At 57.1% G+C, this 14,290-nt stretch carries 10 protein-coding genes, 1 rRNA gene and 1 pseudogene; 9 read left to right on the forward strand and 3 right to left on the reverse strand.

Features of this window, described 5'->3' with window-relative positions; all coding sequences use genetic code 11:
• The 5 genes and pseudogenes from CKF42_RS20045 to emrB all read left to right on the forward strand — a co-directional run.
• A pseudogene (locus CKF42_RS20045) lies at positions 1-430 on the forward strand (ribonucleotide-diphosphate reductase subunit alpha); the annotation flags it as partial.
• 8 nt (positions 431-438) lie between these two features.
• On the forward strand, positions 439-1,398 hold the full coding sequence (gene nrdF / locus CKF42_RS20050) for a class 1b ribonucleoside-diphosphate reductase subunit beta (protein WP_111209037.1): 960 nt from the start codon (positions 439-441) through the stop codon (positions 1,396-1,398).
• Positions 1,399-2,253: 855 nt separating this feature from the next.
• Positions 2,254-2,784 carry a transcriptional repressor MprA gene (gene mprA / locus CKF42_RS20060; RefSeq protein WP_003850381.1) on the forward strand — a complete coding sequence of 177 codons (531 nt, stop codon included), beginning with the start codon at positions 2,254-2,256 and terminating at the stop codon, positions 2,782-2,784.
• A 153-nt stretch (positions 2,785-2,937) separates the two neighbouring features.
• Positions 2,938-4,113 carry a multidrug efflux MFS transporter periplasmic adaptor subunit EmrA gene (gene emrA / locus CKF42_RS20065; RefSeq protein WP_046102432.1) on the forward strand — a complete coding sequence of 392 codons (1,176 nt, stop codon included), beginning with the start codon at positions 2,938-2,940 and terminating at the stop codon, positions 4,111-4,113.
• Between the two features lie 16 nt (positions 4,114-4,129).
• Positions 4,130-5,665 (forward strand): multidrug efflux MFS transporter permease subunit EmrB, encoded by a 1,536-nt coding sequence (emrB, locus tag CKF42_RS20070; protein ID WP_046102406.1) that lies wholly within the window; start codon positions 4,130-4,132, stop codon positions 5,663-5,665.
• A 36-nt stretch (positions 5,666-5,701) separates the two neighbouring features.
• Here the strand turns inward: emrB and CKF42_RS20075 are convergent, their stop codons facing one another.
• A complete protein-coding gene (locus CKF42_RS20075; protein WP_111209038.1) occupies positions 5,702-6,874 on the reverse strand; it encodes a tRNA/rRNA methyltransferase in 1,173 nt (390 codons plus the stop codon).
• 159 nt (positions 6,875-7,033) lie between these two features.
• Between CKF42_RS20075 and trxC the strand changes: the two genes are divergently transcribed.
• The 4 genes from trxC (at position 7,034) to pssA (ending at position 12,468) form a co-directional block, all read left to right on the forward strand.
• The gene (gene trxC / locus CKF42_RS20080) at positions 7,034-7,453 is read left to right on the forward strand and encodes a thioredoxin TrxC (protein WP_009088541.1); all 420 of its coding nucleotides are present in this window, start codon (positions 7,034-7,036) and stop codon (positions 7,451-7,453) included.
• A gap of 81 nt (positions 7,454-7,534) precedes the next feature.
• Entirely contained in the window at positions 7,535-8,212 is a 678-nt protein-coding gene (locus CKF42_RS20085) for a tRNA-uridine aminocarboxypropyltransferase (RefSeq protein ID WP_046102408.1), read from the forward strand.
• 125 nt (positions 8,213-8,337) lie between these two features.
• Positions 8,338-10,995, forward strand: a complete 2,658-nt coding sequence (locus CKF42_RS20090; protein ID WP_111209039.1) for a bifunctional acetate--CoA ligase family protein/GNAT family N-acetyltransferase — start codon at positions 8,338-8,340, stop codon at positions 10,993-10,995.
• A 117-nt stretch (positions 10,996-11,112) separates the two neighbouring features.
• Positions 11,113-12,468 carry a CDP-diacylglycerol--serine O-phosphatidyltransferase gene (pssA, locus tag CKF42_RS20095; protein WP_111209040.1) on the forward strand — a complete coding sequence of 452 codons (1,356 nt, stop codon included), beginning with the start codon at positions 11,113-11,115 and terminating at the stop codon, positions 12,466-12,468.
• Positions 12,469-12,627: 159 nt separating this feature from the next.
• On the opposite strand, the gene CKF42_RS20100 is transcribed toward pssA, so the two are convergent.
• Both CKF42_RS20100 and rrf read right to left on the reverse strand, forming a co-directional pair.
• Entirely contained in the window at positions 12,628-13,917 is a 1,290-nt protein-coding gene (locus CKF42_RS20100; RefSeq protein WP_009088534.1) for an MFS family transporter, read from the reverse strand.
• A 277-nt stretch (positions 13,918-14,194) separates the two neighbouring features.
• Positions 14,195-14,290, reverse strand: a 5S ribosomal RNA gene (rrf, locus tag CKF42_RS20105); the annotation flags it as partial.

Raw genomic sequence — 14,290 nt, forward strand, 5'->3', positions numbered from 1 at the left:
GGTAATGCAGCACGGGCTGTTTAATCAGAACCTGCAGGCGATCCCGCCGACCGGTTCGATCTCCTACATCAACCACGCCACCTCCAGCATCCATCCGATTGTTTCGCCGATCGAGATCCGCAAAGAGGGCAAAACCGGACGCGTCTACTATCCCGCGCCGTTCATGACCAATGAAAATCTGCATCTCTATCAGGATGCGTATCAGATTGGGCCGGAAGCGATTATTGATACCTATGCAGAGGCGACTCAGCACGTTGATCAGGGGCTGTCGCTGACGCTCTTTTTCCGCGACGACGTCACCACCCGTGACATCAACAAAGCACAGATTTACGCGTGGAAGAAAGGCATCAAAACGCTCTATTACATTCGACTGCGCCAGATGGCGCTTCAGGGCACGGAGGTTCAGGGCTGCGTCTCCTGCTCCCTGTGATAAACACTATGCAACTAAAACAGATTCAGGCCATTAACTGGAACCGTCTTCAGGATGAGAAAGATCTTGAGGTCTGGAACCGCCTCACCAGCAACTTCTGGCTGCCGGAGAAAGTGCCGCTCTCCAATGACCTGCCTGCCTGGCAGACGCTGGATAAACAGCAGCAGCAGCTGACCATCCGGGTTTTTACCGGTCTGACGCTGCTGGATACCATTCAGAACGTGATCGGTGCGCCGGGACTGATGGGCGATGCGATAACCCCGCATGAAGAGGCGGTGCTGTCGAATATCAGCTTTATGGAGGCGGTGCATGCCCGCTCCTACAGCTCCATCTTCTCAACCCTGTGCAACACGCAGGATGTGGATGCCGCCTATCAGTGGAGCGAAGAGAATGCGCCGCTGCAGAACAAGGCGCGCATCATTCTGGAACACTATCAGGCCGACGATCCGCTGAAGAAGAAAATCGCCAGCGTTTTCCTGGAGTCGTTTTTGTTCTATTCCGGCTTCTGGCTGCCGATGTACTGGTCGAGTCGCGGCAAGCTGACCAACACCGCGGATCTGATCCGCCTGATTATTCGTGATGAGGCGGTGCACGGTTATTACATTGGCTACAAGTTCCAGCAGGCGCTGGCGACGGTGGACGATCAGCGCCGCGAAGCGCTGCAGCAGTTCGCATACGATCTGTTGCTGGCATTGTATGAGAATGAAGTGGCTTATACCGAAGCGCTGTATGGTGAGGTCGGCTGGGTGGAGGAGGTGAAGACCTTTCTGCACTACAACGCCAATAAGGCCCTGATGAATCTCGGCTACGAGGCGCTGTTCCCGGCGGAGCTGACGGCGGTGAATCCGGCCATTCTGTCAGCGCTGTCACCCAACGCAGATGAAAACCACGACTTCTTCTCCGGTTCGGGCTCATCCTATGTGATGGGTAAGGCGGTTGAGACGGAAGATGAGGACTGGAACTTCTGATGGCGGGCAGGTGGTCGTGATCTGAAAGCGTTTCTTCATTCAGACGGCGCCAAAACTTAAAGCGATGGGAGCATACGCCTGTAGCAAAGCATAGCGGGCCAGGGATGGCCCGCGCTGAGCATGCCATGGATGGCATCTTTTGCGTCTTTGCGAAAGGCATATGCTTCCTGAGCCTATTCGCATAACGTCACCCGTAAATCCTCTACCGAGGTTTAAACCTCTTGTTATGACTGGTCTGGCCTGCTAATAAACATGCGTGTGAAATAGTTTTTTGAGTTATTATTAACCTCATATGATTATTAGCGAACGACACGGTTTATGCCTGCGCCCCGTCAGGGTCTGACGCCCGTTTCAGTGCTCCCGCAGTCGGTAGCCACCGGCCTCTGCGTGGGCAGCAACGACGACGTTCAGCCCCTGCTCATACGATTGCTCAGCACTCTTTCCTCTCTGTCAGCCTCGCCGGAGCACCCTGTCACGTCTCAGAGGGTGAAATCGGCCTGCCGGGTCGGGTGGGAGCCGGCGGATCGCATGCTGAACCCGAAAAATTCACTGAACTCTGTCCGGAAAGCGGATTGCATCTGGTCACAAATGGTTAGGTTTGTTATGGTTAGCAGCAAACCTATTCACTTCAGTTATTTTTCCTCGCGATATTATTAAATTTGCCCCCTTTTTGATAACGCTCTGGCACTGCGGCTGCCGCCGGGCGGACGGGTTTTTGACCCAGGGCCAGGGAATGGCCTGGAACACCTTTAATGGTGCAGCGTGCGTCGGTCAGCGATCACCTGCCGAAAAGTGACTACGCTTAGCCTGTCACCATAGTTATTATACAAGTTGCAATTAGTGAGGTTTTTTTTAATGGAAAGTTCGTTTACTCCCATTGAGCAGATGCTAAACATCCGTGCCAATCGCCATAAGGATTTTCCGTTACAGGAAATTATCCTGACGCGTCTCTGTATGCATATGCAGGGTAAACTGCTGGACAATCGTAATAAGATGTTGAAAGCACAGGGGATCAACGAAACCCTGTTTATGGCGCTGATCACGCTGGATGCTCAGGAAAATCACAGCATTCAGCCTTCGGAACTCAGCTCGGCCCTCGGCTCGTCACGCACCAATGCTACGCGCATTGCTGATGAGCTGGAAAAACGCGGCTGGATTGAGCGTCGCGAAAGCGATCACGACCGTCGCTGCCTGCACCTGCATCTGACCGACAAAGGCATGGAGTTCCTGCGTCAGCTGCTGCCCCCGCAGCATCAGAGCCTGCAATATCTCTGGTCTTCGCTGTCGGTTGATGAGAAGTCGCAGCTGGAAGGGATTACCCGCAAGCTGCTTAACCGCCTCGACAAAATGGATGAAGATCAGCTGATCGCCTCACTGTCCCGCTGATAGCAATAAGTGCGACACAATCACCTGTCGGAATCGTTATTTTAAGTTCCTTTTTTATCTGGCCAGCGCTCAGTCGCTGGCTTTTTCGACTCGGGCGCCGGCGGACAGGGATCCCTGCCCCTCCCCGACTCAATGGAATACGTGGAGAAAGACATGAGTGCAACGGCAGAAGCACAAAGCCCGCAACCGTCAGCCAGCAACAAAAAGAAGAAGCGCAAAGGTGTGCTCATTGTGCTGGCGCTGATCTTTGTGCTGATTGGGATTGCCTGGGGTGTTTACTGGTTCCTGGTACTGCGCCATTTTCAGGAAACGGATGATGCCTACGTTGCCGGTAACCAGGTGCAGGTGATGGCCCAGGTCTCCGGCAGCGTCAATAAAGTCTGGTTTGAAGACACCGACTACGTCAAAAAAGGCGATGTGCTGGTTTCCCTGGATAAGACCGATGCCGAGCAGGCGTTTGAAAAAGCGCAGACGGCCCTCGCCACCAGCGTGCGTCAGACGCATCAGCTGATGATCAACGGTAAGCAGTATGAAGCCAGCATCACCCTGCAGCAGACCGCTCTGGCCCAGGCGCAGGCTGACCTGAAACGCCGGGAGCCTCTGGGTGCCGCTAATCTGATTGGCCGTGAAGAGCTGCAGCATGCACGCGACGCCGTGGCGACCGCCAAAGCGCAGCTGGACGTTGCCGTTCAGCAATACAATGCCAATCAGGCGATGATCCTCAATACCACGCTGGAAAATCAGCCTGCGGTGCAGCAGAGCGCCGCTGAACTGCGTGACGCCTGGCTGGCCCTGCAGCGAACCGACATCCGCAGCCCGATGGACGGTTATGTCTCCCGTCGCAGCGTTCAGGTGGGTTCACAAATCTCCACCAGCACCCCGCTGCTGGCCGTTGTTCCGGCAACCAATCTGTGGGTCGACGCCAACTTTAAAGAGACACAGCTGGCTGGCGTGCGTATTGGTCAGCCCGCTACCGTGGTGGCGGATATCTATGGTGATGATGTGGTCTATCACGGCAAAGTCGCCGGTCTGGATATGGGCACCGGCAGCGCCTTCTCGCTGCTGCCCGCCCAGAATGCCACCGGTAACTGGATTAAGGTGGTTCAGCGCCTGCCGGTGCGAATCGAACTGAATCAGGACGATATCGCCAGACATCCGCTGCGTATTGGCCTCTCAACGCTGGTGAAGATCGATACCACCAGCAAAGAGGGCATTACGCTGGCGAACAGTGTCCGGCAGCAGGCCGCTTACAGCAGCAACGCCCTGGCGATTGACCTTGCGCCGGTCAATAAACTGATCACCGATATCGTCCGCGCCAACGCCGGATGATGGCGCGGAGGCTGTAATGGCACAAAAACCGCTTGAAGGGATGCCGCTGGTCCTGATGACCGTGGCGCTGTCACTGGCCACGTTCATGCAGGTGCTGGACTCGACCATCGCCAACGTGGCTATCCCCACCATCGCCGGGAACCTGGGCGCGTCTAACTCGCAGGGAACCTGGGTGATCACCTCGTTTGGCGTAGCCAACGCGATTTCGATCCCCCTGACCGGCTGGCTGGCCAAACGCATCGGTGAAGTGAAGCTCTTTACCTGGGCGACCATTCTGTTTGCCGTCGCCTCCTGGGCGTGCGGCATGTCAGAGAGCCTGGAGATGCTGATCTTCTTCCGTATCCTGCAGGGGATCGTGGCGGGTCCGCTGATCCCGCTGTCGCAAAGTCTGTTGCTCAGTAACTATCCGCCCGCTAAACGCAGTATCGCGCTGTCGCTGTGGGCGATGACGGTGATCGTAGCGCCGATCTGCGGCCCGATTCTGGGCGGCTGGATCAGCGACAACTATCACTGGGGCTGGATCTTCTTCATCAACGTACCGATTGGTGCGGTGGTGGTGATGCTGACGCTGCAGACGCTGCGAGGCCGGGAAACCAAAACCGAAATCCGCCCTATTGATACGGTCGGTCTGGTGCTGCTGGTCGTCGGGATCGGCTGTCTGCAGGTGATGCTTGATCGCGGGAAAGAGCTCGACTGGTTCAGCTCGACGGAGATCATCGTGCTGGGGGTAGTGGCCGTGATTGCGCTCTCTGTGCTGCTGGTGTGGGAGCTGACGGACGATCATCCGATCATCGACCTGTCGCTGTTTAAGTCGCGCAATTTCACTATCGGCTGCCTGTCGATCAGTCTGGCTTACATGCTCTACTTTGGCTCGATTGTGCTGCTGCCGCAGCTGCTGCAGGAGGTCTACGGCTATACCGCGACCTGGGCCGGTCTGGCCTCTGCGCCGGTGGGGATCATCCCCGTGATCCTGTCGCCGATTATCGGTCGCTTCGCCCACAAGCTCGATATGCGACGGCTGGTCACCTTCAGTTTCATTATGTATGCGGTCTGCTTCTACTGGCGCGCCTGGACGTTTGAACCGGGTATGGACTTCGGCGCTTCCGCCTGGCCGCAGTTTATTCAGGGCTTTGCCGTGGCCTGCTTCTTTATGCCACTGACCACCATCACGCTGTCGGGCCTCCCCCCGGAGCGTCTGGCGGCCGCTTCCAGTCTGTCAAACTTCCTGCGAACCTTTGCCGGGTCAGTGGGTACGTCGATTACCACCACCATGTGGACCAATCGCGAATCAATGCATCACAGCTATCTGACGGAGTCGATTACCCCGTACAACGTCAATTCGCAGCAGATGTACAGCCAGCTGGAGGGCATGGGGATGACGCAGCAACAGGCGTCGGCCTGGATCGCGCAGCAGATCACTAACCAGGGACTGATTATTTCAGCGAATGAAATTTTCTGGGCGTCGGCGGGGGTGTTTCTGATCCTGCTGGTGCTGATCTGGTTTGCCCGTCCGCCGTTTGGCGCGGGCGGCGGTGGCGGTGGCGCGCACTGATGAGACACAGCAAAACGGGCCTTTCGGCCCGTTTTTTTATGCGTTCTGACGCCACCATTCGGCGAGCAGCACGCCGGTGGCAACCGAGACGTTAAGGCTCTCGACGTTGCCGGTGCCGCCAATCGACACGCTCATATCCCCCTGCTGAAACGCCGTGTCAGAGAGACCTTCGCGCTCCTGACCTAACACCAGCACCATTTTTTCCGGCAGCTCAGCCTGAGCCAGTGGCGTACCCTGATGGCTGGAGGTGGTGACGATGGTGTAACCCGCTTTGCGAAACGCTTCCAGACCTTCACTGAAGGTGGCACCGCTGATCGCCTGCACATGCTCGGCTCCGCCCTCTGCGGTACGCACCGCCGCACCGGACTCCAGCAGAGAGGCGTCGTTGACCAGCAGACCTTTCACGCCAAAGTGCGCGCAGCTGCGCATGATTGCGCCGAGGTTATGCGGGTTGCTGACATCTTCCAGTGCCAGTACACAATCTTTGGCATTCGCCTGACCCAGCCACTCAGAAACCGCCATACCCATGCGCTTTTTGATCAGGAAGCAGACGCCGCCATGATGCTCAGTGCCGGAGGCTTTGGTGATCTCTGCATCTTCAACCACATGATAGGCTTTGCGGTTGGCCGCCAGCCAGCGCAGGGTTTCGCGGAAACGCGGTGTCACTTCCTGCACAAACCAGGCGCGGACAATCGCTTCCGGGCGGCTCTGGAACAGGGCCTGACAGGCGTTCTCACCATAGACGCGCGTCTCTTCGTTACGCTGACGGCGAATCTGCTCCGGATCGACGAAGCTCTTGCCGCTGATGCCGCCGTGATCCGGCTTGTCGCTTTCTGACGTCGCGGTGCGATCGGCAGAAGGCGCGCGTGACACGGTCCGCCATGGAGAGTCGCTGCTGCCGTAGCTACGATCATCGGAGCGCTCGTTGCGACGGCCTGAACCCTCACCCGAGCGGCGTGGCGCACCCCGTCCGCCTTCGTCGCGGCGCGCTGAACCGCTGCGTCCGCTGTCGTCGCTGCGACGACCCGCAGAGCGACCGCCTTCCTGGCCACGTTCTGCACGGGAACCCGATGAACGACGATTATCATCCTGGCGGGCAGCAGCGTAACCCCCTTTGCCTGTACGAGGATTAGATGTGCTCTTTTCATCCTCGCCACGCACGTACATCACCTTAACCTTACCGCTTTTGCCTTTAAATTCGTCGTTCATGTCTTCCTCCTGCATTGAGAGCGCGCAGATTACCTGATGTGCCGGCGCTTAGCTATCAACTATTGAACCTATAGAGCGATCCAGATTGAGGGTAAATCGCTCCCCTTTCATAATGGACAATAATTACCAGACTGACACTTTCCAACTTCAGAGGTTCCTATGAATACGGTATGCGCTTCCTGCCAGGCAACTAATCGCGTTCCCGAAGAGCGCCTTGCCGATGCGGCGAAATGCGGACGCTGTGGAAGCGAACTGTTCGACGGTGAAGTGGTCAACGCCACCGCCGCGACCTTCGACAAATATCTTCAGGACGACCTGCCCGTCGTGATTGATTTCTGGGCGCCGTGGTGCGGTCCGTGCGTCAACTTTGCGCCGGTCTTCAAAGATGTCGCCAGTGAGCGCAGCGGTAAAGTGCGTTTCATTAAAGTGAACACCGAAGCGGAACCGGCGCTGAGCGCCCGCTTCAACATTCGCAGTATCCCGACCATCATGCTGTTTAAAAACGGCGAGCGGGTCGACATGCTGAACGGTGCCATGCCCAAAGCGCCGTTTAACGAATGGCTGGATGAATCCCTTTAATCTTCCCAGGCCAGCCCGGCTGGCCTTTTCCTTTTCGCCTGCGCTTCGATTACACTGACGTTTTTCCTGCCCTGAATACTCATGTCTGATAATGCTGTTTTGCGCTTGCGCACCCAACGTCTCGCCCGCGCGACCCGTCCTTTCCTCGCGCGCGGAAACCGGGTCATTCGCTGCCAGGGCTGCCTGCTGCCCGAGGCCAGCTGTCTCTGCAGCCAGATCGTCCCGCAAGCCGCCCGCAGCCGCTTTTGTCTGGTGATGTTTGATACCGAGCCGATGAAGCCGAGCAACACCGGCCGTCTGATTGCCGATATTCTGCCCGACACCCAGGCCTTCGGCTGGTCACGCACCGAGCCCGATCCGCTGCTGCTGGCGGCTGTGCGCAACCCCGATTACCAGCCGCTGGTGGTCTTTCCGGCCAGCTATGCCGATCCGGGCCGGGAGGTGCTGACCTCGCCGCCCGCGCAGGGGAAACCGCCGCTGTTTATCATGCTGGATGGCACCTGGACCGAAGCGCGCAAAATGTTCCGCAAAAGCCCCTGGCTCGATGCCCTGCCGGTCATGTCGCTGAATGTCACTACCCCTTCGCGTTACACGCTGCGCGAAGCCCATGGCGCAGGTCAGCACTGTACCGCCGAAGTCGCCGCGGCACTGCTGGAGCAGGCGGGCGATCGGCTCGCGGCAGACGCGTTATCTCACCATTTTGATCGCTTTCGTGCCGCCTACCTGGCGGGCAAACCGCATCATGCCGGGCAGGATTAACCGGCCCTGCTTCTCACCGATTGTCTGAGGCCTGCGCGGCCGGATGCTCAGGCTGCGATCTGCCCGAAAGCACGGCCCGCAAAAAGCGTTTACAATCACGCAAATCCCGAACTCTGGAGGACGCGATGAGTCAACGTGGGCTGGAAGCGCTGTTACGACCTAAATCCATTGCGGTTATTGGTGCCTCGGTGACGCCGGGGCGCGCCGGCTACTTTATGATGCGAAACCTGCTGGCGGGCGGATTCAGCGGACCGGTGCTGCCGGTGACGCCGAAATATAAGGCGGTCAGCGGTGTCCTGGCCTGGCCCACCATCGACAGCCTGCCTTTCGCGCCGGATCTGGCGGTCATCTGCACCCATTCAAAGCGTAACCTTGCGCTGCTGCAACAGCTCGGCGAAAAAGGCTGCAAGGCCTGCATCATCCTTTCGGCTCCCGCCAGCCAGTCTGCTGAACTTAAAGCGTGCGCCAGTCAGTGGCAGATACGCCTGCTGGGACCAAACAGTCTTGGCCTGCTGGCCCCCTGGCAGGGATTAAATGCCAGCTTCTCACCGGTGCCGATAGCCAAAGGCCGACTCGCCTTTATCTCCCAGTCCGCCGCCGTCTCGAATACTATTCTCGACTGGGCGCAGCAGCGTAACCTCGGATTCTCCTGGTTTATCGCGCTGGGTGACAGCCTGGACACCGATGTCGACGACCTGCTCGACTTCCTGGCGCGCGACGGTAAAACCAGCGCCATTCTGCTCTACCTTGAACACCTTAGTGACGCACGCCGTTTCGTTTCCGCCTCGCGCAGTGCCTCCCGCAACAAGCCGATTCTGGTGATCAAGAGCGGTCGCAGCCGTGAAGCGCAGGCGCTGCTCGGCACCCACAGCGGCCTGGATGCGGCCTGGGATGCCGCCATTCAGCGTGCCGGGTTGCTTCGGGTGCAGGATACCCATGAGCTCTTCTCTGCGGTGGAATCGCTGAGTCATATGCGGCCGCTGCGGGGTGACCGGCTGATGATCGTCAGTAATGGTGCCGCCCCTGCTGCGCTGGCGCTGGATGAGCTCTATGCCCGCAACGGCAAACTGGCACAGCTCAGCGAACAGACCCGTCAGCAGCTGGAGGCGCTGCTGCCCGCAGGCGCGGGCCGGGGTAATCCGCTCGACTTAAAGGATGATGCAACGCCCGCCCGTTATGCCGCCTGTGTGGAGATCCTGCTCGACAGTCATGACTTTGATGCGCTGATGATTATTCATGCGCCAAGCGCGGTTGCGCCCCCTACCGAAACGGCCAGCCACCTTATCGAAACCCTTGCCCGTCACCCGCGTGGTAAGCGGGTAACCCTGCTGACTAACTGGAGCGGAGAGTTCTCTTCGCAGGCGGCACGACGCGCCTTTACCCAGGCGGGAATCCCCACCTGGCGCACGCCGGAGGGCACCGTCACCGCGTTTATGCATCAGGTTGAATACCGGCGTAACCAGAAGCAGCTGCGCGAAACCCCTGCCCTCCCCGCGACGCTGACGCAGGATAGCGCGCATGTTCACCAGATACTCTCCCAGGCCCTGGCGCGCGGGATCACGGCGCTGGATACGCACGAAGTGCAGCCGGTTCTTCAGGCATACGGGCTGACCACGCTGCCGACCTGGATTGCCAGCGACAGCGCGTCGGCCGTAACGATTGCCGATCAGATTGGCTACCCGGTGGCGCTGAAGCTGCGTTCACCCGATATCGCGCATAAGTCGGAGGTGCAGGGGGTGATGCTCTACCTGCGCAATGCCAGTGAAGTGGAGCGCGCCGCCGAAGCCATTTTCGATCGGGTCAGGCAGACGCTGCCGCAGGCGCGTATTGAAGGGCTACTGGTTCAGGGCATGGCAAGCCGTGCGGGCGCACAGGAGCTGCGGGTTGTGGTCGAACAGGATGCACTGTTTGGCCCGATCATCATGCTGGGTGAAGGCGGCGTCGAGTGGCAGGCTGACAAACAGGCCGCCGTTGCGCTGCCACCGCTCAACATGACGCTGGCGCGCTATCTGGTGATTCAGGCAATCAAGAGCGGAAAAATCCGCAGCCGCAGCGCCCTGAATCCGCTGGATATCGCCGGGTTAAGTCAGCTGCTGGTGCAGGTCTCAAACCTTGTGGTCGACTGCCCGGAAATCGATCGGCTCGATATCCATCCGCTGCTGGCGGCGGGTAGTGATTTTACCCTGCTGGACGTCACCCTGACGCTGGCCCCTTTCTACGGTGACAATGAAGCACGGCTGGCTATCCGCCCTTATCCGCAGCATCTGGAAGAGCAGGTCGAATTAAAAGATGGGCAGTTCTGCCTGTTCCGTCCCATCCTGCCTGAAGATGAACCCCTGCTGCGCGACTTTATCAGCCAGGTCACGAAAGAGGATCTCTACTACCGCTACTTCAGCGAAATCAATGAGTTTACCCATGAAGACCTCGCCAACATGACGCAAATCGATTATGACCGTGAGATGGCGATTGTGGCCGTGCGTCAGCATCAGGGACACCCTGAGATCATCGGCGTCACGCGCGCTATCTCAGATGCCGATAACATCGACGCCGAGTTCTCGGTGCTGGTGCGTTCAGACCTCAAAGGGCTGGGTATGGGGCGCCGCCTGCTGGAAAAGATGATCCGCTATACGCGCCATCACGGCTTGCAACAATTAAACGGTATCACGATGCCCCACAACCACGGCATGATTACGCTGGCACGAAAACTTAACTTTCATGTTGATATTCAACTGGATGACGGTATTGTCAGCCTGAAATTGCCTTTACAGGAGGGGATCAACTAACCTTGTAGAGAAAGGTAAAAAAGGTTCGGGTCGACGGAGTTAATGTTATTATTTATGGTTATAACCCTGATTTGATGGCAAAAGGCCATGCAATGAACAGAGAAGAAGTGCACTGTGATGTTGTCTAAATTCAAACGTAATAAACACCAACAACACCTCGCACAGTTGCCGAAACTGTCACAATCCGTTGCGGATGTGTCGACACTTTACTCGCCTGCCGAATTTCGTGAGACGCTGCTGGAAAAAATTGCCGCAGCGCAGACCCGCATCTGTATCGTTGCGCTCTATCTGGAAAATGATGACGCCGGGCGCGCCATCATGGATGCGCTCTACCGTGCGAAGCAGGCGCGTCCGGAACTGGATATTTCAATTCTGGTTGACTGGCATCGTGCACAGCGTGGACGCATTGGTGCCGCGCGAGGCGTCACTAACGCTGACTGGTATTGCGAAATGGCGACCCGCCATGCCGACATCGCGATTCCGGTGTATGGCATCCCGGTTAATACCCGCGAAGCGCTGGGTGTGCTCCATCTGAAAGGCTTCATTATTGATGACACGCTGATCTACAGCGGAGCCAGCATTAATGATGTCTATCTGCATCAGCATGATAAATATCGCTATGACCGCTACCAGATCATCCGCAATGCTCAGCTGACCGATACCATGTATGCCTGGATCGATCTCAATCTGAAACCAGCAGAAGCGGTCAACCGGCTCGACGTGGCTGAGCGCCCTTCCAGTCCTGAAATCAAAAATGAAACGCGTCAGTTTCGTCAGGATCTGCGTGGCTTTAACTATCAGTTCGACGGAAATGCGGGTAACGAAGAGCTGGCGGTCACCCCGCTGGTGGGACTGGGTAAGCATAGCCTGCTGAACAAAACGATTTTCCACCTGATGCCCTGTGCAGAGCAGAAACTCATTATCTGCACCCCCTACTTCAACCTGCCTGCGCTGCTGGTTCGCAATATCATTCATCTGCTGCGTCAGGGTAAGCAGGTTGAGATCATTGTGGGGGATAAAACCGCCAATGACTTCTACATCGCTCCCGATCAGCCCTTCAAGATCATTGGTGCGCTGCCTTATCTCTATGAGATTAACCTGCGTCGCTTCCTGAGCCGCCTGCAATACTACGTCAGCAACGAACAGCTGGTCGTACGGTTGTGGAAGGATGGCGAGAACAGCTATCACCTCAAAGGGATGTGGGTGGATGATGAGTGGCAGCTGATCACCGGTAATAATCTCAATCCGCGCGCATGGCGACTCGATCTGGAAAATGCGGTGCTGATCCACGATCCGCATCAGGAGTTAGCAGCCCAGCGTGAGAAGGAGCTGACGTTAATCCGGCAGCACACCACGGTCGTGAACCATTTCCGTGAACTCGAAAGTATTGCGGATTATCCAGCCAAGGTGCGGAAACTGATCCGCCGTCTGCGCCGGATCCGTATCGATCGCTTAATCAGCCGTATTCTTTAAAAGGTTGACGCTCAGAGGCCGCACTGTGTGAATCCTGCGGCCCGGAGCAGGCAAAGATGGATATGAGAGCCGATCGGATGGCTCAGGCTGGAGCTTCACCCGGGATGCCGCCGGTACAGCCAGCGGCATTGCCCCTTAGAATCTGAGCCAGTAATCGCGTCAGAGCCTGATTCCCTTCCCGCGCTTATGCAGTAACAGCGACACCACAAAGGCCACCGCCCCCATCGCGGAGACATACCAGAAGAAGGTTGTCTCAATACCCTGCTTCTTCATCAGTAAGGCCACATACTCGGCCGACCCACCGAAAATCGCATTGGCGACCGCATAGGAGAGTCCTACCCCCAGCGCACGCACCTGAGGCGGAAACATTTCGGCTTTAAGGATGCCGCTGATGGCGGTGTAGAAGCTGGTGATTAGCAGCGCCAGCATGATCAACACGAAAGCCACGCCGGGGCTCTGCACATTTTGCAGCAGGGTCAGGATCGGGACTGTACAGATGGCCGCGCCCGCGCCAAAAATCATCATTGAGGTACGGCGGCCAATTTTATCTGACAGGGCCCCAATAATGGGCTGAATCAGCATAAAGACCAGCAGTGCGCCGGTCATCAGGCCGCTGGCGGTCTTAGGATCCATTCCCGAGGTGTTAACCAGATACTTCTGCATGTAGGTCGTGAACGTGTAGAAACTCAGAGAGCCGCCAGCGGTGAAACCCAGCACCATCAGGAAGGGACGGGTATGATTGCGCAGCAACCCGATTACGCTTCCTGCATCGCGATGTTCACGGCTGGTTTTATCTGAGGTCTCTTCCAGCGATCGGCGCAGCCAGAGCGCAACAACGGCGAGCAGCGCACCAAGGAAGAACGGAATACGCCAGCCCCAGCTCCGCAGTTCTGCATCGGTGAGCAGAAACTGCAACACCACGACGGTGAGCACTGCGGCTAACTGGCCTCCGATCAGCGTGACATACTGGAATGAGGCGTAAAAACCTTTGCGCCCTTCCAGCGCAACTTCGCTCATGTAGGTTGCGCTGGTTCCATACTCGCCCCCTACCGACAGGCCCTGAAACATACGCGCCAGCAGCAGAATGACCGGAGCCGCCACACCAATGGAGGCATAACCGGGTAAGCAGGCGATCACCAGTGAGCCAAAACACATCATACAGACTGAAACCAGCATCGAATTTTTTCGGCCATGTTTGTCGCCGATATAGCCGAACAGCCAGCCCCCTATCGGACGCATTAAGAAGCCGGCCGCAAATACGCCCGCTGTCTGGAGCAGCTGGGTCGTGGTATCGCCCTGCGGGAAGAAAATGTGGGCAAAATAGAGTGAGAAGAATGAATAGACATAAAAGTCGAACCACTCTACCAGGTTACCCGATGACGCACCGACGATGGCCCAGATACGCTTTTTTGTATCATCCGTCTGCATTTTATTTGTTGTGGGTGTCATGCCTTACCTCTGTTCCTTGCTGATCAACAGCGTTTAAAGTATGAGTAAAGCATTTAAGTCCACGGAAGGTAAAGGCGGCCTAATCTGAGATTATTATTGTGAGCCGCATCGCTAATTATCGAAAAATCAGCGGTTTGCTGGCGATAAAGGCAGGGAAAATGGAGAGTCAGAAAGTGAAGGAATGCAGAGGATCAGTACCGCATTTCAGTTTAAAACAGAAAAATTCAGACGTAAAAAAGCCCCGCACGTCGGTGCGGGGCTTCTTCACTTATATAATGCCTGGCAGTTCCCTACTCTCGCATGGGGAGGCCCCACACTACCATCGGCGCTACGGCGTTTCACTTCTGAGTTCGGCATGGGGTCAGGTGGGACC

The sequence above is a fragment of the Pantoea sp. ARC270 genome (assembly GCF_003236725.1).
Lineage (GTDB): Bacteria > Pseudomonadota > Gammaproteobacteria > Enterobacterales > Enterobacteriaceae > Pantoea > Pantoea anthophila.